18 protein-coding genes and 1 pseudogene are annotated in these 24,524 nt (G+C 67.9%); 9 read left to right on the forward strand and 10 right to left on the reverse strand.

The annotated features are described in order from the left end of the window. Genes OG452_RS14175 through OG452_RS14185 form a run of 3 tightly spaced genes read right to left on the reverse strand, consistent with a single transcriptional unit; the run spans position 1 to position 2,925 of the window. Positions 1–1,311, reverse strand: a complete 1,311-nt coding sequence (locus OG452_RS14175; protein ID WP_164259316.1) for a CpaF family protein — start codon at positions 1,309–1,311, stop codon at positions 1–3. After that, complete coding sequence (locus OG452_RS14180) at positions 1,308–2,135, reverse strand: hypothetical protein (RefSeq protein ID WP_327295970.1); 828 nt, start codon at positions 2,133–2,135, stop codon at positions 1,308–1,310. The genes OG452_RS14175 and OG452_RS14180 overlap by 4 nt, the downstream gene beginning before the upstream one ends. A gap of 40 nt (positions 2,136–2,175) precedes the next feature. After that, positions 2,176–2,925 (reverse strand): hypothetical protein, encoded by a 750-nt coding sequence (locus OG452_RS14185; protein ID WP_327295971.1) that lies wholly within the window; start codon positions 2,923–2,925, stop codon positions 2,176–2,178. A 914-nt stretch (positions 2,926–3,839) separates the two neighbouring features. On the opposite strand from OG452_RS14185, the gene OG452_RS14190 reads away from it, so the two are divergent. The 6 genes from OG452_RS14190 (at position 3,840) to OG452_RS14215 (ending at position 8,981) form a co-directional block, all read left to right on the forward strand. Next, on the forward strand, positions 3,840–4,499 hold the full coding sequence (locus OG452_RS14190) for a hypothetical protein (protein WP_327295972.1): 660 nt from the start codon (positions 3,840–3,842) through the stop codon (positions 4,497–4,499). Next, positions 4,487–5,536 carry a hypothetical protein gene (locus OG452_RS14195; RefSeq protein WP_327299622.1) on the forward strand — a complete coding sequence of 350 codons (1,050 nt, stop codon included), beginning with the start codon at positions 4,487–4,489 and terminating at the stop codon, positions 5,534–5,536. Before OG452_RS14190 ends, OG452_RS14195 begins: the two co-directional genes overlap by 13 nt. A gap of 336 nt (positions 5,537–5,872) precedes the next feature. Next, positions 5,873–6,175, forward strand: a complete 303-nt coding sequence (locus OG452_RS14200; RefSeq protein WP_327295973.1) for a hypothetical protein — start codon at positions 5,873–5,875, stop codon at positions 6,173–6,175. 1 nt (position 6,176) lies between these two features. Continuing rightward, on the forward strand, positions 6,177–7,388 hold the full coding sequence (locus tag OG452_RS14205; protein ID WP_327295974.1) for a putative T7SS-secreted protein: 1,212 nt from the start codon (positions 6,177–6,179) through the stop codon (positions 7,386–7,388). Between the two features lie 11 nt (positions 7,389–7,399). Beyond that, on the forward strand, positions 7,400–8,062 hold the full coding sequence (locus OG452_RS14210) for a hypothetical protein (RefSeq protein WP_327295975.1): 663 nt from the start codon (positions 7,400–7,402) through the stop codon (positions 8,060–8,062). Between the two features lie 28 nt (positions 8,063–8,090). Continuing rightward, the gene (locus tag OG452_RS14215; protein ID WP_327295976.1) at positions 8,091–8,981 is read left to right on the forward strand and encodes a hypothetical protein; all 891 of its coding nucleotides are present in this window, start codon (positions 8,091–8,093) and stop codon (positions 8,979–8,981) included. Between the two features lie 570 nt (positions 8,982–9,551). Here OG452_RS14215 and OG452_RS14225 read toward each other — a convergent pair. Then, positions 9,552–9,851: a WXG100 family type VII secretion target gene (locus OG452_RS14225; RefSeq protein ID WP_327295977.1), complete on the reverse strand. Its 300-nt coding sequence runs from the start codon at positions 9,849–9,851 to the stop codon at positions 9,552–9,554. A 240-nt stretch (positions 9,852–10,091) separates the two neighbouring features. Between OG452_RS14225 and OG452_RS14230 the strand changes: the two genes are divergently transcribed. After that, positions 10,092–14,639, forward strand: a complete 4,548-nt coding sequence (locus OG452_RS14230) for an FtsK/SpoIIIE domain-containing protein (RefSeq protein WP_327295978.1) — start codon at positions 10,092–10,094, stop codon at positions 14,637–14,639. Between the two features lie 67 nt (positions 14,640–14,706). Here OG452_RS14230 and OG452_RS14235 read toward each other — a convergent pair whose 3' ends face one another. From OG452_RS14235 to OG452_RS14245, 3 genes are all read right to left on the reverse strand, one after another. Further along, complete coding sequence (locus OG452_RS14235; protein ID WP_327295979.1) at positions 14,707–16,959, reverse strand: serine/threonine-protein kinase; 2,253 nt, start codon at positions 16,957–16,959, stop codon at positions 14,707–14,709. Positions 16,960–17,261: 302 nt separating this feature from the next. Next, on the reverse strand, positions 17,262–17,993 hold the full coding sequence (locus OG452_RS14240) for a DUF4232 domain-containing protein (protein ID WP_327295980.1): 732 nt from the start codon (positions 17,991–17,993) through the stop codon (positions 17,262–17,264). Positions 17,994–18,377: 384 nt separating this feature from the next. Further along, complete coding sequence (locus tag OG452_RS14245) at positions 18,378–19,190, reverse strand: menaquinone biosynthetic enzyme MqnA/MqnD family protein (protein ID WP_327299623.1); 813 nt, start codon at positions 19,188–19,190, stop codon at positions 18,378–18,380. Positions 19,191–19,579: 389 nt separating this feature from the next. Between OG452_RS14245 and OG452_RS14250 the strand changes: the two genes are divergently transcribed. Further along, the gene (locus tag OG452_RS14250) at positions 19,580–19,783 is read left to right on the forward strand and encodes a cold-shock protein (RefSeq protein WP_008738468.1); all 204 of its coding nucleotides are present in this window, start codon (positions 19,580–19,582) and stop codon (positions 19,781–19,783) included. A gap of 145 nt (positions 19,784–19,928) precedes the next feature. Here the strand turns inward: OG452_RS14250 and OG452_RS14255 are convergent, their stop codons facing one another. After that, positions 19,929–21,842, reverse strand: a complete 1,914-nt coding sequence (locus OG452_RS14255; protein ID WP_405562164.1) for an AMP-dependent synthetase/ligase — start codon at positions 21,840–21,842, stop codon at positions 19,929–19,931. 259 nt (positions 21,843–22,101) lie between these two features. Here OG452_RS14255 and OG452_RS14260 point away from each other — a divergent pair. Continuing rightward, a pseudogene (locus OG452_RS14260) lies at positions 22,102–22,453 on the forward strand (hypothetical protein); the annotation flags it as partial. Here the strand turns inward: OG452_RS14260 and OG452_RS14265 are convergent. Next, on the reverse strand, positions 22,454–23,479 hold the full coding sequence (locus OG452_RS14265; RefSeq protein ID WP_327295981.1) for a C40 family peptidase: 1,026 nt from the start codon (positions 23,477–23,479) through the stop codon (positions 22,454–22,456). A gap of 309 nt (positions 23,480–23,788) precedes the next feature. Continuing rightward, the gene (locus OG452_RS14270; protein ID WP_327295982.1) at positions 23,789–24,436 is read right to left on the reverse strand and encodes a class I SAM-dependent DNA methyltransferase; all 648 of its coding nucleotides are present in this window, start codon (positions 24,434–24,436) and stop codon (positions 23,789–23,791) included. Between the last annotated feature and the right edge of the window lie 88 nt (positions 24,437–24,524).

A 24,524-nucleotide genomic window follows, 5' to 3' on the forward strand; every position in this document is an offset into this window, starting at 1 on the left:
TCACCCCCAGGCCCCTGAGGGGCGGTAGCCGTGTACGGCGAGGTCGTCGAGGCACGCCACCGGGGCGTGCGGCAGGACACGCCCGTCGGGCGTCTCGGCGAAGACCTCACTGGAGAGGACGCGGCCGTCGACGCCGTTGACCTCACGGACCGAGGTGACGGCACGCTGGAGGCGGCCGCCGCTCTCGAAGTTGTTGCGGCGCTGCACGAAGACGACGAAGTTGACGGCTCCGGCGATGAGCATCTGGCTGGCCTCGATGGGCAGCCGCTCGTTGGCCTGGAGCGCGTAGGTGGAAATACGGTTGAAGACCTCACTCGAACTGTTGGCGTGGATCGTGGAGAGCGAGCCGTCGTTGCCCTGCGACATCGCGTTGAGCATGGTCACGATCTCGTCGCCGAGCACCTCACCGACGATGACGCGCGAGGGGTTCATACGGAGCGAACGGCGTACCAGCTCGCCCATCGAGATCTGGCCGAGCCCCTCGGAGTTGGGCAGCCGTTCCTCGAACGCCACGACGTTCGGGTGGAGTTCGGGGAACTGGTCGAGCCCAAGCTCCAGCGCGCGCTCCACCGTGACGAGCCGCTCGACCGGCGGGATCTCATTGGCGAGGGCCCGCAGGAGTGTGGTCTTGCCGGCGTTGGTGGCGCCCGCGATCATGATGTTCTTACGGGCGCGGACCGCGCAGGCGAGGAAGTGGGCCAGTTCGGGGGTGAGCGTGCCGTTGCCGACGAGGTCCGCCATGAAGACCTTGCCCATCCGGGCGCGACGGATGGAGAGCGCGGGCCTGCGGGCGACCTCCATCACGGCCGAGAGCCGCGAGCCGTCGGGGAGCCGCAGGTCGAGCTGGGGGTTGGCGGAGTCGAAGGGGCGGGACGAGAGTCCCGAGTACGCGCCGAGCACCTGGATGAGTTCGACGAGTTCCTCGTCGGTGTCGGCCACCGGGTCGACGCGGGCCTCGCGCCCGTCGGCGTAACCGACGAAGACCTGGTCGCAGCCGTTGATGTCGATGTTCTCGACCTCGGGGTCGTCCAGCAACGGCTGGAGGCGCCCGACTCCGAAGAGTGCCGCGTGTACGGCCGCCGCGTACTGCTCCTCGGTCTCCGCGTCGAACGGGGTACGCCCGGCGTTGATCTCCGCGCGCGCGTACTCCTCGAGTATCTGGGCGATGACGGCGCGCGCGTACTGCCGCTCATCCTCCCCGGACATCGGCGGCGTGTTGCTGACCTGGTCGATACGGCGCTGCTCCGCGATCCGGTCGCCGGCCTCCTGCCGGTACCGCTTGACCAGGCTGTGATCGACGACGTCGCTCATCGACCGGCCCCGGCGCCCGGCTGCGACCAGGCGGCGCCGAACTGCTGGTGGACGTCGGCGGCGACCTTGCGGGCGCTGCGGATCAGCAGCGACTTGTCGAGCCGGCCGCGGCCCCGCCCGGAGAGCAGCGCGGCACCCGAGGTGTCGTGCGCGAGCGTGCCGATGACCCGGGCGCCGGTCTGGGCGGCGACGAGCATGTCGTTGACCTGGTGGGCGACCTTGGCGGACGCACTCGACTCGACGACCAGCAGGACGCCGATGAGCGGGGTGGCCAGCTGCGACATTCCGCGCTGCCCGCCGTGGAGCTGGGCGGCGAGGGCGGCGGCCCGGTCCCGTACGCGGGCGATGTGCTCCGGTTCCGTACGGGCGACGAGCAGCACGAGGCTCGCCTGCGGCAGCAGGTCGAGCGCGGGCGAACCACCGGCGATGCGGCCGATGTCGGCGATCACGTCGGCGGGGGCGTGCGGTGAGTCGCCGAGGGTGGAGAAGGCGTGTCCGAGGGTGGGCCAGACACCGGCGAGGCCGGCGGCCTGCTCGGCAGAGCCGATCCCGACGAGTAGCTCCAGGCCGCCGGCCATCGGCTGGGCGTGGTCCCAGAGCTGGTCGGCGGCGAGCCCGCGACGGGCGGCGGCGGCGATGGAGAGCAGGCCGGTGTTCGGGTTGAGCGGGCCGCCGTTGGAGGCGGTGGTGCGGTAGACGAGGTCCCCGCCGGCCGGGTCGGCTTCGGCGAGCAGCGCCCGCCGGGGCCAGACGGCGGCGAGGGCGAGGGCGGCCGTGGTGACTCCGGGCGAACCCTTGTCTGCGGCGAGGGCGATGAGCGCCATGTCTTCTGCGTTCCTCTGTGTTCCTCTGGGGGTCCGTCGGTCAGCCGTTGTGGGAGGGCACCGCGACCACGGCGGCTTCGCCGGCGGATGCGGCCTGCGACAGGGCTGCGGCCTCGGCGTTGTCGACCAGGAGGGTGACCGCGAGGTTGCCGCTGCTGATGGTGGAGTCGTTGGGCTTGGCCGCGTAGTTGACGGTGGCCCGATTCACGATGATCCCGCCACCGGAGGCCCCGGAGGTGCTGGACGAGCCGGACTGGCTGCCGCTGCTGCTGGAGCTGGAACCGCTGGAGCCGTTCCGGTCGCCCACCCGGTAGACGGTGACGGTGTCGCCGGCCTTGATCCCGACGGGGTACTGGCCGTCCTTGAGGGAGAGTCCGACGACGGCCTTGCCCGCGGGGGTGCCCTTTTCGCCGGTGAACATCTCGCCCACCAGCAGGGACCCGGAGTAGAGGGCGCTCCTGGCGGTGAGGGTCTTCTCGACCGTGCCGAGCTGGTCCCACTTGATGTAGTTGATGGAGCTGTCGTTGGCGACCATCACCGACGTGACGTCGCTGTCCGTGATGGCCTGCCCGGCCTCGACGTTGTGCGTCAGTTTGGCGACCTCGACCCGGTTGCCGGCCCGGAGTACCAGCACCGTGGCTCCCAGCGCGCCGACGAGGATCAGCAGGACGGCGAGCGCGGCGAGGGCGGGCTTACGTTCACGGGCGACGGTGGGAAGCCGCTCACCGGCCGACTGGGCGGGTGAGGGAACCCTGTGGTTGCCTGCACCCGTGCGCTCCTGGACCTTCACGCCGCTTCTCCCCGAATCCCCGAAATGTTTCTCTGCGACATATAGCGAGTCGACTTCGCCGCCATTTATCCGGTTCCGATTCCCAGGCCACCGGAGGCTGTCAAGTCATCGCACCGTAGCAGCAGCACATAAGCGCCTCAAGACGAGATAAGGATCGCGAACTTCACGCCCATCGCCAGGATCGGTCCAAACCGGTCAGAAACGACGGGCCTTGAGGGCCGCCCAAAGATTCACGAGATTTCCCCGTAGCCGCTGCACGACAGGGGGTCGACCGTTGCATCCGCCAACCCTTCACCGGGATCGCCGATCGGGGCCCTCCAGCCCGCAGCCACCCCGGAGACCCACGATGCACACGCAAATTCTGGCGCCCGTGGCATCCGCATCGCCCTCACAACTGGGCAGTTGGGGGCACGGAGGGAGGGGCGGCGGCGCGACGAGGACACGGGCGGGGCCCCCGCGCGGGCCCCGCTCAACGCTGGGGAGGCACCCGGCACGAACGTCAAGCCACACCTGGGGTCACCGGCGCGAACTCGGCGCGCTCCGGGGGCGCACCGAGCCCGAAGCGGCGCTGGACAGAGCCCGAAGCGCGGGGGGTTGCGAGATGACAGCGACGGCGACGGCCCATGGTCCTACCGCCCAGCGGCTCAGCCGCCCAGCAATATGTGAAGCGTGAACAAAGCGTAATCAAGACGGAACCTTGACCCCGCCCGGCAGCACCCGAGCCCCTCGGATCCCCCAGGAACCCCAGGCGACAGCCATCGAGCACCGGCCCCCACGCGTCCACACACGCACCATTCACCCCGAATCATCACCCGGGTCGCGCCCTGCTCACCGAATTCAGCCTGGTGAAACCAAGTACCGCCCGGATAGCGTCAATTACCTCCAGTCCACAACCGCCCCACCGGGAGTCGCCAGTGAACCGCCGATCCTTGCCCGCTGCCGCAGCCATCGCGACCGCAGCGGCACTCCTCCTGACCGCGTGCGGCGGGGGCGGTGACAGCAAGCCGAAGGACTCGGGCAAGATCGCGGGGGCGGACCAGGGGGCCTCGAAGCCGGCTTCGCCGAGCGCTTCGGCTTCAAATGGCGCCCCCGGACGCCCAAAGGTCGTCCTGCCGTCCGATCTGAAAATGACCTTCGAAGGGTCGGCCACAGGCGATCCCGCCAAGGATGCCGTTCTGTCGGACGGCGCTGAGCGCATGCGCGCAATCAATGGGGCAGTTGGCGGTACGGACCCAAAGTATGCGGCTCTGAACTTCTACGACACCGGAAAAGCGCTGGTAGAGGCGTCGAGCTGGGTCGAGAAGTTCAAGCAGGCGGGAGTCTCCATCACGGGCTCCATCACCTACTTCAATCGCCAGGCGACCATCGAATCCAGCAAGTCCGCGTCCCTCACCTTCTGCGCGGATGAGAGCAAGGCTTACTCAAAGAAGATCAAAACCGGGAAGGTCATCACCACAGCGCCGTCGAAGAACGACTTCATCCTTTACCGGACTGGACTCGTGAAGAACAGTGATGGCGTGTGGCAGACCAGCCAGATTGTTTCCACGGCGGGGGCTGCTTCATGCGTGAAATGAGCAGGCCGGTACTCGCAACCTGTGTAGTGTCCGGACTCCTTTTGATTGCAGGGGCACCCAATGCCTGGGCCGGAGTCACCGTGCCGGGTGGAGGCCGAGAAAGTACCAGCCCCAGCCCTACGGGTGGCAGCTCCAAGAACGAAGGCAGCCACGGGACCATCGCAGCGTCCGCCAGCGGTGTCTCATTCGACCGTTCCAAGAACGGCAGCGGCCCGGCAGCCGGCCCGGTGGCGGCAGCCGGAAATTGGACGCCACCCGCCTGCTGGTATGCGCCGAAATACACTGCGGCCCAATTCAAGGCGTATGAAGAGCCCATTTGGGAAGCCGAATCAACTGGCCCCGAATGGGATGCTCAGCAACGCAAGCGATACGTGGACGGTTCCCCGTACAAGAACTTCAACTTGAGTAAAGCAGATGATGGTTACTGGTGGACGTCGTTCCCCAATGAGAACTTTCCCCCTGGTTGGGATGCCTGCGACAAGCCGGATTTCTGGGTGGACAAGGGCGCCCCACCACCCGATGCCCAGGCAGTAACGCCGGAGATTCTTGCGCACCTCGCCTATGCCGAGGTCCGAGTTCCGGGCACCAAAGTCACGCTCGCCCCCAACGGCAACACTAAAGTGAACCTTCCAACTTGGGCCTGGCTGAACAAAACGGACTTCAAGCCTGTATCCGTAACAGCTTCCGTACCAGTCCTTGGCATTGAGGCCACAACAGTCGCCAAGCCAGTCTCCTTGAAGCTCGATCCCGGCACTTCAGACGCCGAGACCTACCCCGGCTCCGGCGAGTGCACCTTCAACGGGGACGGTTCGATCGGTACTCCGTACGTAAAGGGCGACGCGGACAAGACCCCACCCTGCGGGCTCACTTACCTCCGCGCCTCCGGCTCCGACGGCCCGTACAAGCTGAAGGCCACCATCACCTGGAAGATCAGCTGGACCGGCACCGGCCAACCCGCCCCGAAGAGCCTCCCCGACGGCACCTTCGGCACCACCCAGGACGTGACAGTCGACGAGATCCAGACCATCAACCGCTGACCGCCACGACGACTCCGTGGCCCTCGGCTTGGTGGTTTGGAAGATCACCCCTGCAAAGACGTGTGGAGTGGGGGGCGTGGCGTCACCCCTGCGAGATCTCCACGGTTTCCACATCCGTATCGGCCACGGTGAGAATGTGTTCGCTATCTGCTCGACCGGCTGTGGCGTCTCCCATACGCGGGCTCAGGCGACCGTGGCCGCCCGAGCAGCGAGCAACCGGGCGCGTGACGCCCCGAATCCTGGCCCCCCGGTGGCATATCATCAGCACCACGCACAAGACAGCACCGTCCGAGAGATTTCAGGCCATCAATCGATGACGCGAACACGGGATACGGCATGACTGACCTACGACTCGACGGCACGATCTTCGATGACCTCCGGAAGACGTTTTCGACGGTGTCAGACCGGATGTCCGATGTGCGAAAGACCTTGCGAGGTACGGACGGCTCCGTCGTCGGCGCGCACAAGCTGGTAGACGACGTCCACGACTTCGCCGGCGACTGGGGCTACGGCGTCAAGCAGCTCGGCAAGCACACGCACAACGCGGTCAAGATGATCGACAAAATCGGTAAGTCTTTCGACAAGTTGGACCTGGATCTCGCAGAGTCCATGAAGCCCCAGAAGCCGAAGGGCAAGTGACGTGACCAAGCGCCCCGCCTTCCCCCACATAGGCTGGGATCCCACCCCCGGCGATGTGGAACAGACCAGGGACCTCGCCAAGCAACTCGGCAAGCTGGCCAGCGAACTGGGTACGTCACTGAGCGAACTGCAGCGCATCGAGTGCGGCGCCTGGAAGGGCAAGACCGCCGTTGCCTTCACTGAGCACATCTCAACAGACGTCACACCGCTGATCAAGAAGAGTCATGACTCCTTCGACAAGGCATCCCGGGCACTTCACCGGTGGGCAGGCGAGCTCCAGGACTTCCAGGACGAAGCAGATCGCCTGGAGAAGGCCGCCGGAAAGGCACTCGACGACCTGTCCAAAGTCGACGAGAAGCATCCTGACAAGGACGGAAAAGCAGGCCAGGCCGTCAACGACGCCGAAGGCAAGGTCGACGATCTCCAGTCCCGCTACAACAAGGCCGCCGGAGCCATCAGCAAGGAACTCGACAAAGCCGGCGACATCGCACCCGACGAACCCGGCTTCTGGGACAAACTCGTACACGGCGTCGAAGACGCCTGGAACGCCACCGGAAAGTGGATCAAGGATCACGCTGATGTCATCAAGGCCATCGGTGATGCGCTCAGCTTGATCAGCAGCGTCCTCGGCATTCTCGCCATCATTACCGCGCCCTTCGAGCCGGTTGGAGCCATTTTCGCCGCTGCCGCAATGATCACAAGCGGGGCCGCTCTCCTGACACATCTGGTAGCCAAAGCCGCCGGAGCGGACGTCAGCTGGGTAGACATCGGGTTCGATGCGCTCGGCGTTCTCCCCGGCATCAAGGGACTGACCGGAAGCGCTGAACTCGCCAAGGGCGCGAGCGCCACCGTGCGTGCAGCGAAACTGGGCGAGGGATACCGCGGGGTGACCAGCATCAGTAAGTCGTTGGTCCTGTTCGGCCCGCTGAAGGCCGTCCCCATGGTCAAACTCGGGGAAGGTGGAAGCCGCCTGGCGCTGGCTACTGAGGCCGGCCTACAGAACGTCCGCAAGGGGCAGTGGCTCGGGAGCCAGGGAGTAAATCTACTCTCTTCTAAGCTGCCGTTCATCAAGGAAGTGAACCCCATGAGCGTCGGCAGCCGGGCAGTTGATGCTGCCATCAAGACGGGGACCACAGCACATAAGGCATACACGTATGCAAAGGACGATCTCGGCTTCGGAGACAACTTTCACGCAGCCGCCTCCAACCCGTGAGAGAGCCCCCTGTGACCACCGAAAGTCTCCAGCTCCTCGGAGTCGACAGCGGCACGCTCCCGCCGATGGGCTTCCAGCTCCCTGTCGGATTGCACACGGTTGAAGTGTCGCTCGATGCAGAAGAGCGCGCGACGGCTGTTACCCAGCTTGTCCGGGACATCTACCCGCTAGGCGAAGAACCTCTATGGGACGTTATGAGCGCTACCTACAGTGCCATGGCGGACGAGATGCTCAGCAATGGCGTCTCCTTCTTCGGTATCGGCCTGTACGACATTGGCAACCGCGGTGTCGCCCACTGCGCTCTGACCGTGGCTGTCTTCGAGTCCGACCAGACCGACCAGGACGTAGTCGCGCACGGCACTCTAAAAATCCTGAGCCAGGACCGGGTGCGCGATGTCCGCTGGCTAGACCTGCCATGCGGGCCAGCTGTTTCTGCCATCTCCCTGCGCAGTCTTTTGGTGGATGGAAAATTCACACGCGACGGCACAGACCAGGAATTGCTCATGGGCCAGATCCAGGTGCACGTGCCATTCTCCACCGGGCCCTACACTGCGGTATTCACCCTGGACACCGCATCCATGGACCAGTGGGACGACTTCTCCCGCGCCATGGCGGATATCGTCCGCTCAGTGGACTTTAACGCCATTCCTCCACAAGACGGACAGTCCGAGTGAACCGAATGAGTCTCTGAGAGTTGAGCCAATGGATTGGTACCCCGCCCCGGACGAAGACCTGCGGATCCGTACAGCGGCCAAATTCGCCACCGGCATGGCGCCGGCTGTCGCCGGTTGCCGTTGGTTCCGGAACCCCGAGCGCGCCGACATCCAAGGCGAACTGCCCCAGTGGCCAGCCGGTCCGGCCTTCACTCCCCGGTCGACAGCAGACCGTGCCGCACGCCGTACCGGCCGTGCCTTCCTCGTCGGCATCCCGCTCATCGCGAACCTTGTCGCCGGCTTCGGTGGGGCGCTCGGTTCGCCGTTCGGGGACGTGCCAGTGCGGGGCAATCCGGAAGAGCCCGAGAACGAGGTCGAGGACTTCCCCGTCATGTGGGCGGCACCCGGGACGCTCGCACGTACCGTCCCTTGGCAGTTGGACCCCTCGCGTCGCCCGGATGGTTACATCACGGATGCCGTGCTCACCGATCGCCGACTCGTCTTCCTGGGTAACCAGCAAGGAACCTTGAGCAAGGCCGACGAGCTCTGGGAAGTTCCCAGGAAGGACATCGCAGAGGCCCGGCAGATGAAGTTCAGTGAGATCAGTGGGGACATCCGCATCCTCTTCCGGGACGGGTCCTGGATCCGCCTGTTCACGGGATCACCGGACAGCTCCGGGCATCTGGCCCAGCTCATCAACGGATCGATCCACGCCCTCACCGAAGCCGATCTCACCGAGGGCCAGCGGTACCGCGTACGGGACTTCCGGCAGGAGCTCCCGAAGAACGCCGAGCCGCCCACCTTCACCCTGCTCAAAAGCGGCATCGTCCAGGTCGACTGCCGCGTCCCGGCGAAGGCCGGACAGGGGCTCTTCGAGACGCACTCAATCCTGATGAGCCCATCGGGCGGTCCGGCAAAGCCTAAGCCGGGCGACCTGTAGACCCGCCCATCGGGCTTCTCCGGGCCTCCCGAGTCCCAGCCCCAGCTCTGGGGCTGGGACTCGGGGGACCCGGGCCCCCACTCCCGAAGAAGAACCGCTTGATCAATGCAGAGGCGCTCCCCAAGAGTCCTGCTTCTATGCCACTCGCCCCGCGTTGGTTCTCCTTACGACCGCAACACACGACTCGCTAGAGTTCGCACAACGGTACGCAGGCGTCCCAGCGGCCGCCGGAGGTGCCGACTGCCCCGAATCGAGGAGCGGGAGGAGCGTGCCGTACTTCGAGATCCCGGCGGAGCGGAGCGTATGGGCGGCCACGGGCTACGGCTCGCTGGTCCGGTCGGATGAGGATGGGATGGCGGCGCGGGTGGGCTGCGGGGAGTTCTCGCGGGCTGCTGGGCGGTCGTGAGCGCTCCGCAGTCCGGGAAGCGCTCACCCCGGTCGACACCGCGACGAAGCCACGGACAGGAATCCCGCGGGGGGGCAGGGATCTTCTGGACAGCAGGAGTCCCCGGTGCGGTGGGCATGCCCTTCGCACCGGGGACCCTGAACGCCGGCGAGACGGCCGGTGTTCTAGCCCTTGGTGCCCTTGGCCAGCTGCTCGTCCAGGTCCCCGTACGCCTTGGCGGCGTTCGTGAGGAACTTGGACATGCCCGTCAGGCCGTCAATCGTGTCCTTCGCGCCCTTCGTGAACTCCTTGAAGGAGTCCTCGAATGCCTGCGAGCCCTTGCGAGTGGTGTAGCCGTCCTTGACCAGACCCTCGATGTACTTCTCAAGGTGGTCCAGCGTCTCGTCGAGCTTGGTCTTCGACTTGGTCAAGTGGCCGGCGGCCTTTTCCATCTCGTCATAAGTGATATCGGCGTCTTTGCCCATGAGGCACCCACTTCCTAACTCGCCGCAGGGCCAACCCCCGTGGCTCCCGACACGGATCATTCGACTGTCCGCTCGAAGGGAAGCTTACGGGTGGGCCCAGTGGGAGCACACCCTCGTTGAGGCCACCGGATCCGTGAACCGGTGCACAGCCCGTTGCCGACGGGAAGGGTCCAGCCGCTATCGTCACTGGCACTGTTGCCTGCGTTCCGGAGCAGCCTCAGGTCCATGGGGAGGACAAACGTGCGCCTGACTCTGACCGTCGTCGATCCGCTCGGCGGTTCCAGCGCCGATGTCGTGCTCGATATCGATCCCGAGTCCTCGGTCGGGGACATCTCGCGCGAATTGGCGCACCATGTCGGTCAGGGCGGTGGCGCGCAGATCATCCCTCTGGGTGGCCGCGCCACCAGGGACGGTTCGCCCCTCGTCTACGTCGACGGGTATGCCGTAGATCCCACGGCCACGATCGTCACCTCGCCGTTGCGCGAAGGTGCGGTCGTGAGTCTGCACGATCCGGCGGGATGCCTGCCCGGCGAACCGACCGGACTCGTTGAGCTGCGCGTTGCCGGCGGGCCCGCCGCCGGCGCCGTGCACCGGCTGGGAGTCGGGCGTTACGAGATAGGTAACGGCCCCGCCTCGTACATCCGGATCGACGACCCCGAACTGCCCCCGCGCGCCGTCACCTTGTCGATTGCAACCGATGGCACCTGCCAAGTCACGGTCCACGCCGAAAAGAGCGGTGTACGCCTCGACGGTGAGGCACTGGAAGGCGACGACTGGCCGCTCGGCAGCCAGCTGGCCGTCGGGAATTCGCTGCTGGAGATCGGGCGTTACTCTCCCCCCGACGCCGCGCTCAAGTGGTCCGATGACGGCGCCGGCCTCGATTACAACCGGCCGCCGCGGCTGCGGCCCCCGGAGCGGGAGACACGCTTCCGGCTCCCGACTCCGCCCCGCGATCGCGAGACCCGTCCGCTCCCCTGGCTGATGGCCATTTTTCCACTGGTCTCCGCCGTCGTCATGGCGTTCCTCTTCGGACGCTGGTACTACCTGGTCATGGCCGTGATGAGCCCGATCATGCTGGTCGGCAACTACTTCATGGACAAGAAGCAGGGCCGGAAATCCCATGCGAAGCAGGTCAAGGAGTACAAGGAACACAAGGCCAGGATCGATGGCGAGGCGCAGGACGCGCTGGTCGCCGAGCGGCTCGACCGCCGCCGCTTCAACCCCGACCCGGCCCTGGTGCTCTCCCTCAGCACCGGCCCCCGCACCCGGCTCTGGGAGCGGCGGCGCACCGACCGCGACCATCTGCTGCTGCGCGTGGGGACCGGAAAGCTGCCGTCCGAGGTCGTCCTCGACGACCCCGAGCAGGACGACCACCGCCGGCAGGTCACCTGGGAGATCGAGGATGCCCCCGTCACCCTGCCGCTGGCCGAACTCGGCGTGATCGGGTTCGCCGGCCCCGGGGATTCGGCGCGTTCGCTCGCCCGGTGGGCGGTGGCGCAGACTGCCGTACTGCACAGTCCGGTGGACGTGCAGGTGTACGTACTGACCGAGGGCGCGGCGCAGGAAAGCTGGGACTGGGTCCGCTGGCTGCCGCACGCGCGGCCCTCAGGAGCGCACGACACAAACGTACTGATAGGTACGGATGCCGAGACCGTCGGCGCCCGTATCGGCGAACTCACTCAGCTCCTCGACGCCCGGCAGAAGGCGGCCAAGGAGACCGGGAACAAGGTGGCGTCCTTCTCGGATCCGGACATCGTCGTCATCTGGGACGGCTCGCGGCGGCTGCGGTCGATGCCGGGTGTGGTCCGGCTGCTCCGCGAAGGCCCCGCGATGGCGATGTACGCCCTGTGTCTCGATTCCGAGGATCGGTTCCTGCCGGGCGAGTGCCAGGCCATCGTGGTCGCCGAGCCGCGCCCCGAGGAGCACCGCACCGTGAAGACACCGGCCGGAGCGGCGCCCGCACCCCAGGCCTCGGGCGGCTTCCCCTCGTTCCAGGCCTGGCACGCTACCGAGGCCACGGCGACCGAGGCCGCCCAGGGTGTGCCGCAGCTCCGGCTGCGCGTCGAGCAGACCGACTCCGCGCGGATCGCCGACGTCCGTCCGGACTTCGTGTCTCCCGCCTGGAGCGCCCGGCTTGCCCGTTCGCTTTCGCCCCTACGGGACATCAGCGGTGAGGCCGAGGACTCGGCGCTGCCGGGCGCCAGCCGACTGCTCGATGTGCTCCAGCTTGAGCCGCCGACCGGCGAAGCTGTCGCGGGACGCTGGCGTACCGGCGGGCAGTCGACGATGGCCGTCGTCGGTGAGTCGTATGACGGGCCCTTCGGAATCGACATCCGCCGCGACGGTCCGCACGGGCTGATCGCCGGTACCACCGGTTCCGGTAAGTCGGAGCTGCTGCAGACCATCGTCGCCGCGCTCGCGGTCGCCAATACGCCCGAGTCCATGACGTTCGTACTCGTCGACTACAAGGGCGGTTCGGCGTTCAAGGACTGCGTGAAGCTACCGCACACGGTCGGCATGGTGACCGACCTCGACGCGCACCTGGTCGAGCGGGCCCTGGAATCCCTGGGCGCCGAGCTCAAGCGGCGCGAACACATTCTGGCGGCGTCCGACGCCAAGGACATCGAGGACTACCAGGACCTGGTGCGCCGTGATCCCTCGCACGCACCGGTGCCCCGACTCCTCATCGTCATCGACGAGTTCGCCTCCATGGTGCGGGACCTGCCGGACTTCGTGACCGGCCTGGTGAACATCGCCCAGCGGGGCCGTTCGCTCGGCATCCACCTTCTGCTCGCCACGCAGCGGCCGAGCGGGGTGGTCTCACCCGAGATCCGCGCCAACACCAACCTCCGTATCGCGCTTCGGGTGACGGACGCCATCGAGTCCAGCGACGTCATCGACTCCCCCGAGGCAGGCAACATCTCCAAGAACACGCCGGGGCGCGCTTACGTACGTCTCGGCGCATCCTCCCTCGTGCCGTTCCAGTCGGGGCGCGTCGGCGGCCGGCGGCCGGGCGCAGCCGACCCTGCGGCCGTGGCCCCGTGGGCGGGTCTGCTCGACTGGCAGGAGCTGGGGCGCGCCGCCCTCAAGAAGCCCAAGTCCGAGGCGCGCGAGGAAGAGGAGATCACCGACCTCAAGGTCCTGGTGGACGCCGTCCGGGAGGCCAACGAACGCCTCGGCATCCCGCCTCAGCACAGCCCGTGGCTGCCCGCGCTCGCCGAGACATTGCTGCTCGACGAGGTCCCGGAGGCCCGCAGCACGGGCTCGCTGCCGCCCGCTCCGTACGGTGTCGAGGACATCCCCAGCGACCAGGCACGGCGACCGGTCTCCATCGACTTCAGCACCTTCGGTCACCTGCTGATCGGGGGCGCGCCCCGCAGTGGCCGCTCTCAGGTGCTACGTACGATCGCGGGCTCGCTCGCCCGTACGCACTCGGTCGCCGATGTCCATCTGTACGGGGTCGACTGCGGCAACGGCGCCCTCAACGCGCTCACCCGGCTGCCCCATTGCGGCGCGGTCGTCGGCCGAGCGCAGACGGAGCGCGCCGTGCGGCTGGTGAACCGGCTGAAGGGCGAGATCACCCGGCGGCAGGAACTCCTCGCCGAGAAGGGCTTCGCCGACATCGGCGAACAGCGCTCCGTCGTCCCGGCGGAGGAGCGGCTGCCGCACATCGTGATCCTCCTCGACCGCTGGGAGGGCTGGCTGCCCACTCTGGGCGAGGTCGATCACGGTGAGCTGACCGACCAGGTGGCACTGATCATGCGGGAAGGCGCAAGCCTCGGCGTGCACATGGTGATCGCCGGTGACCGCCAGCTGCTCATCGGGCGGATCGCCTCGCTGACCGAGGACAAGTACGGCTTGAGGCTCGCGGACCGCACGGACTTCTCGATGCTGGGCATCAACGCCAAGAAGGTGCCGGACGAGATTCCGCCCGGCCGCGCCTTCAAGAACGAGTCGGCCACGGAAACGCAGTTCGCGCTGCTCGCCGGGGACTCCACTGGTCAGGGCCAGGCGGCCGCACTGAGCGCCATCGGCGAGCTGGCGACCGCCCGGGACGGAGCGGTACCGCGCGGGCTGCGGCCGTTCCGGGTCGACACCCTGCCGAGCCGTATCTCCTTCGCGGACGCGTGGGAGATGCGCGACCCGGCTGTGTCGCAGTCCCCACTCTGGGGCCTGGTGGGTGTCGGCGGCGACGATCTGATCGCCTTCGGCCCCGATCTGTCCCAGGGGGTCCCGACGTTCGTCATCGCGGGCCCCGCCAAGTCGGGCCGCAGTACGGTCCTGCTGAACCTGGCCCGCTCGTTCATGAGCAAGGGCGTACGCCTGCTGATCGCAGCACCGCGTCAGTCGCCGATACGCCAACTGGAAGGCCAAGAAGGCGTCCTGAAGGTCTTCACGGACGACGACATCGACAGCGACGATCTCACGGAGGCCATCTCCACGGCCACGCCCGAGGCTCCGGTGGCGGTCCTGGTCGACGACGGTGAGTCCCTGGAGGACTGCGACGCATCCTCCGTCTTCAAGCGAATCATCCAGCGGGGCGCCGAACAAGGTCTGGCATTGGTCATCGCGGGGGACGAGGAGGAGGTCTGCAGCGGGTTCAGCGGCTGGCAGGTCGACGCGAAGAAGGGGCGCCGGGGCGTGCTGCTTTCGCCCCAGGACTCCTCCAGTGGTGAGCTGATCGGCATTCGTACGACGCGCAGCATGGTCGGCGGGCCCATCGCCCCCGGAAAGGGGCTCATGCATCTCGGGGACGGCGAGGTGTGGACGGTGGTCACTCCCATGTAAGCAGGACGGAGCGGGAGCGCCATGTCTCCCGCTCCGCTTCCGCCGGGTTGCCGGATGCCCTCGCCCGTCAGACAGCGGGCAGCGCGTACAGCTCGTCCGTGTGCGCCACGAGCAGCCGGTTGCCCGCCTGGGTGATCTCCCACTCGCCGTTGTCCGAGACACCGTCGTTGTAGTCCCAGCGGTACTTGCCGGTCTTGGCGTTCAGCGCGTAGATCCCGCCCTTGTCGAAGACCGAGGCGATGTACAGCGAGTCGCCCGCGCGCACCATCTGGTCGCCGAAGGGGCGGCTGCCGAGGTCCTCCATCCAGCGCTTCTTGCCCGTCCTGGGATCGACCGCCCAGACTCCCCCGTCGTAGTCCATGACGTACAGGACCCCGCCGAGCACCGACGGCCTGCGGAAACCCCGGCGGCCTCCGGCCGGGAGGGCCCACTTGTCATCGCCCGTCCTCAGGTCCACCGCGCGCAGATCGCCGGGGCCCCCTACGTAGACCATGCCGCCGAAGACGGTGGGCTTCACCTGGTCGTCGGCGATCTTGCGATTCCACAGCTGATGGCCGCCCTTGGCGTCCCGGACGGTGAGGTTGTACTTGGCGTCGTCCTTCGAACCGTGCGTGTACGCCAGACATCCGCCGCCCACGTTCAGATCGACGTACTGCTGTGTGCCTGCGTCCCGTTGCTCGCTCCAGAGGACCTTGCGTGTGCGGATATCGATGGCGACGATGTTGTTGAGTTCCTCGTCCGCGGCGCCTCCGGCCAAGTCGGCGATGGCGTAGATCCGGGTGTCGTCAACGGCCGTCACGTAGACGGACGAGTGCATCCTCCCGCCCAGGCGGGTACGCCAGTTCTCCTTGCCCGTCCGGATGTCGTAGCCGATGATCGTGCCGTCGTATTCCTGCCCCGGGAGGTAGAGCGTGTGGCCCGAAGCCGTCGCCTTGTCGCCGGCCCCGGCCAGGTTTTTCCTCGCCCACCGCTGCTTGCCCGTCTTGACGTCGTAGCCGGCCGTAGTGGTGCCGACGACCACGAAGACATCGCCGAAGGCCGTGGGCGGCTCACCGTAGTTGCGCGTGAGGTGGGCCGCCTTCACATGCCAGAGCGGCCGTGGGGCCATCCCGTTCGGCGGCGTCTTGAAGACCTCCGGCTTCGCCTGCTTCTTCTTCGTCTTCGAGTCCGACGCATCGGCTGAATCGCCGCCACTTCGTGCGAGCAGCCACGCGCCGGCACCTCCCACGACCGCGACGCCCGCGACGCCGCCCGCCGCCAGGCCCAGGAAACGGCGGCGCGACGGCTTGACCGCTGCGTTGGTAGGGGTGGCCGCAGGCGTGGCGCCCGGGGTGTCCAGAGTGGTCGGCGCCGGGCCGTACGTACCGGACACCGAAGAGACCTGGGAATGCGCCGGGAGCTCCGACAGCGGAGTGTTGCCCCCCGCCGGGGTTTCGAGGTCCAGGATGCGCGAGGCGTGGGTGGCGATCGTCGACGAGACTGCCGAGGGGAGCCAGTCCCTGAATACCTCGCCCGTGTTTCCCGGATCGAGCGACTGGAGGATTTCCGCCGGGGTGGGACGCTGCGCCGGTTCCTTGGACAAGCAGGCGCGGATCAGGCCGGTCAGCATCTGGGGAACACCCGTCAGATCCGGCTGGGCGTGCACCACCTGGTAGAGCATCGTCGCCGGGGCCACCGCGTCGCCGAAAACGTTGCGCCCGGTCGCCGCGAAGGCGAGGACCACACCGAGCGAGAACACGTCTCCTGCCGTACCCACGTCCTGTCCCATCGCCTGCTCCGGCGGCATGAAACCGGGCGAGCCGACCACAACTCCCGTCTGGGTTATACGGTTTCCGTCCACCGCGCGGGCGATACCGAAGTCGATGACACGCGGGCCGTCAGCGGCGAGCAGCACGTTGGACGGCTTGAGGTCGCGGTGTATAAGGCCGGCCGCGTGGACCTCCTGCAGCGCCGCGGCAAGGCCGGCACCGAGCGCCCGGACGGTGTGCTCGGGCAGGGCCCCATGAGTGTCGACGACATCCGTGAGATCCGGACCGAGTACGTACGCCGTTGCGAGCCAGGGCAGTGGCTCGTCGGGGGCGGCGTCGACCACCGGTGCGGTATAGCGGCCCGATACCCGCCGGGCCACGTCCACCTCGTGACGGAACCGTTCCCTGAACGCCGGGTCCGTGGCGAGGTCCTGGCGTACCACCTTCACTGCGACCGTGCGCCCGCCGGGTGAGCGAGCCAGGTACACCCGGCCCATTCCGCCCGCACCGAGCCGTCCCAGCAGTCGGTAATTTCCCAGCGTTCGGGGGTCGTCCGGCTGCAGCGGGTCCATGTCAGTGATCCTTAGGGTGTCTGCTCGTCAGGCTCGGTGCCTCCGACACCATAGAGAGTGCTGCGCGACGGGGTACGCCGAAGGGGCGGTATGCGGGACGGATTCCCGCCACGATCGTGGGTTCACGAGCGCCGGAGTGTCCCCCTCGGATTGTCCGCCGCCGACTCCGCCGGTACGGAAGGGGCTCTCCTACAAACGGAATTGTCCCGTATTCCCTGAGGGCTCAGGGAATACGGGACATCGCGGGTCTCGACGGACACGGCCGCACGCGTTTGCCCCCGCTCCAGGGCACCGGGTCGTCGTCAGTCGCTGTCCAGGCCGTCGCCGGGGACGGCGTCCTGGGGCGACACGTGCCAGTTGGTGACGATCGGCCTGTCGACGATGATCTTGCCGGTGGGCACGCTGACCGGGTCGGTGTGGTCGTCCTGGCTCACGGCGGTGATGATCTCGTTCAGTTCCTTGCCGCCGTCGGTGTTGGTGGTCTTGGGGTTCACCCCTGCATAGGCGGTGGTGGCGCCGCTCAGCTTCACCGGGGCGCCGACGGACTGCTCGGCCGGTCCCGCTTCCGTACCGTCGGAGCCGAACGCCACCATCGGGAGCGCGGACGGGAGCGTGCAGGTGATACCGGGGTTCGCCCTCACCGAGATGAGGATGTAACCACCTGCCTGCGTCTCGGACTTGGCGCCCCACTTCAGATCGTTGGCACCGCAGGTCTGCCCGTAGCCGCTCTTGTCCCCGCTGCTGCTTCCGCTGCCCTTGCTCTTGGCTGCGGCGCCGTTCGACGAGGTGCCGCTGTTGCCGGATGCGCTGCTGTCGTCGCCGGACGTGGCGCCATCCGCCGACTTGCTCTTCTCCGCCTCAGCCGAGACGTCCTTGCCGCCTGAGCTCCCGGCCTTGCCTGCGGTGTCCTGGGCCTGGTCCGCGGAGTGTGCCACGGCGGCCGAGTCGGACCCGCCCTGGCAGGCGGTCAGCGACAGGACGGCGGCTACCGCCATGGCGGCCAGGGTGGACGTGCGGATGAGGTTCTTACGCATGGGTGGGCTCCCCGTAGTGATCGGACTGCTTCAGCAGAGATCGGACTGCTTCAGCCGGACGCGGCGCCAGGCTCGCGCCCTGCCGACGACAACGAGCTTCGTGGGAGCCGGGCATACCCGCAATGATCTACCGGAAAGGAGGGACACTGGAACGGCGAAACGGCCTCTGACCTGCGGGAACGCCGTACCGCTGGAACGGTCGCCCGGGACGGCGGTACGGGCCGGAACGCTCATCGGTCCGTATCGGCCCGTAGTGGAAAGCGGCCCGAACGGCATGTAACGGGAGCGGCCGGGGGCAGCCGGGGGCCGTCAGGGGCGATCGTGGGCGCCCAACAGCGGCGCCCACGGTCCGGAGTTCGGGGTTCGGGGTTCGGGGTTCAGCCGTCAGGAACCGAGCAGTTCGACATGCACGTCCGCGGGGAAGCCCGTCGTGGAGCCGACCCGCCGGGCGAACTCCTTGACGCCCTCCAGCTGGTCGGCGCCGAAGCGGAAGTCCAGCGTCGTGAAGTAGCGCTCCAGCAGCTCCGCGTCGAAGACCTCCCAGTGCGATGCCTGCTCGGCGACCTTGGCGACCTCCTCAAGCGACACGTCGCGGGAGGACAGGAACGCCTCGTGGACCGCCTTCACGACCTCGGGCTCGCGCGCGGCGTAGTCCTTGCGGGCGGCCCAGACCGCGAAGACGAACGGCAGCCCCGTCCACTCCTTCCACATCTGGCCCAGGTCATGGACCTGGAGGCCGAGCTTCGGGGCGTCGTGCAGTGCGGCACGCAGCGCCGCGTCGCCGATCAGGACCGCCGCGTCGGCCTCCTGCATCATCACGCCGAGGTCGGGCGGGCACCGGTAGTAGTCGGGCGCGACCTCGTACCGCTCGGCCAGCAGGAGCTGCGCCAGGCGTACGGAGGTGCGCGAGGTGGAGCCGAGCGCCACCCGCGCCCCGTCGAGCTGCTCCAGCGGCTTCTTGGAGACGATCACGCAGGACATCACGGGACCGTCGCAGCCGACCGCCAGATCGGGGAAGGCCACGAGGTCGTCGGCGTTCTTGAGGAACTCGACGAGAGTGACGGGCGCGATGTCGAGGTCGCCCCGGACCAGCTGTTCGCTGAGCTTCTCGGGGGTGTCCTTCGTCAGCTCCAGATCGAGCAGGGTGCCGGTACGCGCCAGCCCCCAGTAGAGCGGGAGACAGTTCAGGAACTGGATGTGCCCGACGCGGGGCCGGCTGCGACGGTGGTCGGCTCCGGCGGCGTGTTCCGCGGTGTGCGCGGGGGCGGTCCCGGTGGCGTGTCCGGTGACGGGTTCGGCGGCCTCTTCGGCGTATGAATTGTCCACATCGTGAGGCTAGACCCGCGTTGTAGGCTGGAAAACGCAGGGTGGTCCGTCAGCCTGACGCGCCGCGGCCAAACGTCCGGGTGAAGTGATCTTCGCCTCTATCGTGGGCGCGCGGGTGCGTGCTAGGCTCGCCCGCAAGTTGCAGTTTGGTTTCCCTTGCAGTACAGAGCCTGCGGAGCATGTGACCCGCAGGCTTTTGTAGTTTTCAGACTTCTTAGCAGGTTCTGGAGCAGGGCAACCCTTTGGCCCAAGGAGGGCTTATGGCTACCGGAACCGTCAAGTGGTTCAACGCTGAAAAGGGCTTCGGCTTCATCGCCCAGGACGGCGGCGGCCCGGATGTCTTCGTCCACTATTCCGCGATCAACGCGTCTGGTTTCCGCTCGCTTGAGGAGAACCAGCTCGTGAACTTCGACGTCACGCAGGGCCCGAAGGGTCCGCAGGCGGAGAACGTCACCCCGGCCTAGTTGCCCGGGCCGATCGGATCGCGGTCGGGATAGCACCACCCAAGGAGCCCCTCTCCGTACGTTCGCGTACGGAAAGGGGCTCCTGCCTTTCCCTCCCGGCTGCCTCCTGCCGTCCGCCGCCTCCGGCGTCCGGCCTCGGCCCTGCCTACCGCCGCCGGTACAGCTCCTCGATCTGCTCGCCGAAGTCCTTGGCGATCGCCGCCCGCTTCAGCTTCAGCGACGGTGTCAGATGCCCGCTCTCCTCCGTGAAGTCCACCGGGAGCACCGCGAACTTCCGGATCGACTCGGCCCGCGACACCAGCCGGTTCGCCTCGTCGACCGCCCGCTGCAGGGCTCCCCTCAGCTCCTCGTCATGGACCAGTTCCGCCATCGGGACACCCGCCTTCTTCCGCATCAGCCGCCAGTGCGCGAGGCCGTCCGGCTCCAGGGTGATCAGGGCGGTGACGTAGCTGCGGTTGTCGCCGACGACCATGCACTGGCCGACCAGCGGGTGCGCCCGCAGCCAGTCCTCCAGGGGCGCGGGCGCCACGTTCTTGCCGCCCGACGTGATGATGAGGTCCTTCTTGCGTCCGGTGATCGTGAGGTAGCCGTCCTCGTCCAGCGCGCCCACGTCGCCCGTGGCGAACCACCGGCCGGATCCCAGCCCGGCGCTGCCCGCGTACTGCCCGGTCCCCGCGTTCTCGCCGCGCTGCCCGTCCCAGTAGCCGGCGAAGACCTGGCCGCCGCTGAGCAGCACCTCACCGTCATCGGCGATCCGGACCGCCGTGCCGGGCAGCGGCCAGCCGACCGTGCCGAGCCGCGGCTTCATCGGCGGGGTGACCGTAGCGGCGGCCGTCGTCTCGGTGAGGCCGTACCCCTCGAAGATCTGGATCCCGGCGCCCGCGTAGAACGCCGCGAGCCGGTGGCCGAGCGGGGAACCGCCGCAGATCGCGTACTTCACCCGGCCGCCGAGCGCCGCCCGTATCCGCCGGTAGACCAGCGGGTCGTACACGGCGTGGGCCAGCCGCAGCCCCCGCCCCGGCCCGGCCCCGGTGCCGTGCTCGGCGGCCTCCAGCGCCTCCGCGTACCGCTGCGCGATCTTCGCCGCCCGGTCGAAGGACGAGGCCCGGCCCATCTTCTCGGCGGTGGCGCGACCGGTGTTGTAGACCTTCTCCAGGACGTACGGGATCGCCAGCAGGAACGTCGGACGGAACCCGGCGAGGTCTGCCAGCAGGTCCTCCGTACTGATGCTGGGCGCGTGCCCGAGACGCACCCGGGCCCGCATACAGCCGATCGCCACCATCCGGCCGAAGACATGGGAGAGCGGGAGGAAGAGCAGCGTCGACGGCGGGTCCTTGCTCACCGACCTGAAGACCGGGTGGAGCAGCTCGACCGCGTTGTCCACCTCGGCGAAGAAGTTGGCGTGGGTGAGGACGCAGCCCTTGGGGCGGCCCGTGGTGCCCGAGGTGTAGATCAGGGTGGCCACGGAGGCCGGCGAGCGCCCGGCCCTGCGTTCGGCCACCGCCTCGTCGGGTACGTTCCGGCCCGCGTCCTTCAGGATGCCGATCGCGCCGGTGTCGAACTCCCAGAGCTCCGCCAGGGCGGGCAGCTGGCGGCGCTCCACACTGACCAGCCGGGCCTGCTCCTTGTTCTCGACGGCGCAGGCGACCGCGCCGGAGTCCTGGAGGATCCAGCGGACCTGGAAGGCGGAGGACGTCGGGTAGACCGGGACGGTGACCAGGCCCGCCGCCCAGGATGCGAAGTCGAGGAGAGTCCACTCGTAGGTGGTCCTGGCCATGATCGCGATACGGTCGCCCGCCGCCAGACCCGCCGCGATCAGCCCCTTGGCGACGGCATGTACTTCGAGGGCGAACTCCATGCACGAGACGTCGGCCCAGCGGCCGTCCGGCTGCTTCCGGCTGAGGACCGGCTCGTCGGGTGCCTGGTAGGCGTTGTCGAACGGGATGTCGGCGAGCGAACCCTGCTCGACGGGCCGGACCAGCAGCGGTACGGAGACCTCCCGTACCGTGCCGCCCACGCTCCGCTTGTGCGGTTTCAACTGGTGCACTGACACGGTCACTTGCGGCTCCTCATGTCCGGGCGAGGCTGAGATCGCGGCTGTGCTTGAGGAAGGCGCCCGAGACGAACTCGTCCCGGTCCTGACCCATGAGTAACCTTACTCAGGAGTAAATCTACGGCGCCGCAAGGAGTCCGGACAGAGGCCGGTCGCTATCTGCACTTCACCGCCACAGCACCCGGCTGTTTCCTGACCGGCAGGCCCGGGTCTCGCGAAGGTGCACAGCGCGCCGTATCCCGTCGTACGGTGGCTCGCGCCGGGCGGCCGGGTCGGGGCCCTCGCCCCCAAAGCTCACGGCACAGGGCATCTTCGGGGCATCACCCTGAACGCCGTGGCACCCGGCTTCATCGAGACCAAGATGACGGCCGCCGTCCCGCTCTTCATCCGCGAGGCGGGCCGCCGGATGAACTCACTCGGGCGGAGCGGCCTCCCGGCCGACGCGGGCGGAACGTTGGCATGGTTCGCCCACCGGCGCCGGGAGAGCGGACCGGCGGTGTGGTTCGCCCACCCGCGCCGGGAGAGCCGGACCGGTGGCGTGGTTCGCCAACCCCGCGCCGGGCGGCGTCAACGGCCAGACCGTACGGGTCTGCGGGCAGAGCCCGTCGGGGGCGTGATCAGATGCGCACCGCGGCCTGGAAGCTGCCGATGGTGTTCATCGACTCGTAGCGGACGTAGGCACCCGGGTACGGCGCGTGCAGCACGGTGTTGTTGCCCGCGTAGAGCCCCACGTGCTGGGTGTTGTTGAAGAAGACCAGGTCACCCGGTTTCAGCTGACTGCGCGAGATACGGGTGCCCTCGTTGATCTGGGTGTACGTGGTACGGGTGATCTGGGCACCGGCCTGGGCGTAGGACCACTGGGTCAGACCCGAGCAGTCGAAGGCATTGGGGCCGGTGGCGCTGCGCACGTACGGCTTGCCCACCCGGGTGGCGGCGGCCTGGAGGGCGGCGGCGCCGAGGGCGGAGGCGGGGGCCTCATGGCCGAGTTCGACCCGGTCACCCGCGTCGCGGCTGGCGCGCACATCGTCGTCGTGCATCTTCGCGCGCTCGGCGACGGTCAGGGTGTTGAGCACCTTCCGCGCCTCGGCGAGCTTGTCCTGCTGCTTCTTCTTCCGCTCACCGAGCGTCTTGCGGACGTCCGCGAGGTCGCGCAGTTTGCCCTGGGCCTCCGTGCGCTCCTGCGCGAGGACCCGCTGCTTCTTCTGGATCTTCGCCAGCGACTCGGCCTGCCTGGCCGTCAACTGATCGAGTGCGGAGGCCCGGTCGAGGAAGGTGTCCGGGTCCGAGGCGAGGAAGAGCTGCACCGAGGGGTCGATCCCGCCGTCGCGGTACTGCGATGCGGCGATCGAACCGAGGCCGGCGCGGAGTGTGTTGAGCTCCTGCTGGCCACGGGCCACCCTGTCCTGCAGCTCGCCGGTCTGCTTCTCCAGCTTGTCCTGCTGCTCCTTGGCCCCGTTGTACTGCTCGGTGGCCACCTCTGCCTCGTCGTAGAGCTTGTCGACCTTCGCCTTCACCTCGCTCCTGGTCGGCTTGGGATCGGCCTGAGCGGCCTGGGAGGTCAGGGCCACGGCGGCAGCGGCGGTCGCGGTGAGCACGGTCACGCGGGCACGGCTCGGCTGCTTGGGACGACGGTGGGACGCCACGAAGGCGAGCTCCTTCTTCCTCAGAGCCGCCTACCGGGCTGTGGGGGGAAGTGAATCCCCGGCTCCGTACACATCACGGACTCGGCGGTGCCTTCGCTGACACCCCGGGTGGGCGATCAATCGCGCGAAGGTTCGAGGCCCAACCCTAGTGACCTTCTTGTGACCATTACAATCTTCACAGGAAGAAACTCGACGTACGACGCACTTCTTTACTGACAACGCACGGCGCGTAGCGGCGACTTGACGGCCCGTTGCATACCTTCCGATACGCCCCCGCATGGCACCGGGTCTCATGGGCGGCTCGTCGGTCTACACCTTGTGTGCGAGGAGCAGGACTTCCTGGAACTGCCGCTTGTCAGTGGGCTTCGGCTCGATCACCACACGGGCCGACGCCGCCAGTCCGTGATCGCGCAGGAGCTCGGCGAAGCGATCAGGGAACCAGCGGTAGGCCGTCACCACCGCGTGGTCGTAGGCCTGCGTCTCGTGGTGGGGGCCGTCAGTGGCAGAGAACCCGATCAACATGTGCCCCCCGGGAGCCAGGACGCGGGCGATCTCAGCCAGGATGGCGGGCAGGTCCTTCGGCGGGGTGTGGATGACGGACCACCGCGAGAGCACCCCGCCGAGCGCACCGTCCTCGATGTCCAGCGCGGCCATCGATCCGACCTCGAACCGCACCCCGGGGTTGGCTTCGCGGGCGAGCCCGACCATTACGGGGGAGGCGTCGACTCCGAAGGCGTTCAGGCCCAGCCCCTGGAGGTGAGCCGTGATGTGGCCGGGTCCGCAACCGAGGTCAGCGACCACGCCGTCACCATTCGTCCGCACCTGCTCCGCGAAGGCACTCAGGAGGGCGCGCTCCAGAGGACGGTCGCGCATGGAGTCGTGGAACAGCTCCGCGTAGGTGGCGGCGATGGCGTCGTAGGCCTCGCGGGTGGTGCGCAAGGTGTCGAGTTCGGTCACCTGAGGACCGTAACGGGAGGAGAGGGCTTGCGTTTGAGTAATATCCGCATCCGCCCGGCGGGGCCGGCGCCTGGCCGGCCGGCCGGTT

Origin of the sequence: Streptomyces sp. NBC_01197 (assembly GCF_036010505.1) — a bacterium.
Lineage (GTDB): Bacteria > Actinomycetota > Actinomycetes > Streptomycetales > Streptomycetaceae > Streptomyces.

What these genes read in the sequence shown, in the direction of transcription:
- OG452_RS14195 (WP_327299622.1), top strand. Translation starts at nt 4,487, where the DNA reads ATGCGTGAAATGAGCAGGCCGGTACTCGCAACCTGTGTAGTGTCCGGA.
- OG452_RS14200 (WP_327295973.1), top strand. Translation starts at nt 5,873, where the DNA reads ATGACTGACCTACGACTCGACGGCACGATCTTCGATGACCTCCGGAAG.
- OG452_RS14180 (WP_327295970.1), bottom strand. Translation starts at nt 2,135, where the DNA reads ATGGCGCTCATCGCCCTCGCCGCAGACAAGGGTTCGCCCGGAGTCACC.
- OG452_RS14240 (WP_327295980.1), bottom strand. Translation starts at nt 17,993, where the DNA reads ATGCGTAAGAACCTCATCCGCACGTCCACCCTGGCCGCCATGGCGGTA.
- OG452_RS14235 (WP_327295979.1), bottom strand. Translation starts at nt 16,959, where the DNA reads ATGGACCCGCTGCAGCCGGACGACCCCCGAACGCTGGGAAATTACCGA.
- OG452_RS14215 (WP_327295976.1), top strand. Translation starts at nt 8,091, where the DNA reads ATGGATTGGTACCCCGCCCCGGACGAAGACCTGCGGATCCGTACAGCG.
- OG452_RS14175 (WP_164259316.1), bottom strand. Translation starts at nt 1,311, where the DNA reads ATGAGCGACGTCGTCGATCACAGCCTGGTCAAGCGGTACCGGCAGGAG.
- OG452_RS14225 (WP_327295977.1), bottom strand. Translation starts at nt 9,851, where the DNA reads ATGGGCAAAGACGCCGATATCACTTATGACGAGATGGAAAAGGCCGCC.
- OG452_RS14250 (WP_008738468.1), top strand. Translation starts at nt 19,580, where the DNA reads ATGGCTACCGGAACCGTCAAGTGGTTCAACGCTGAAAAGGGCTTCGGC.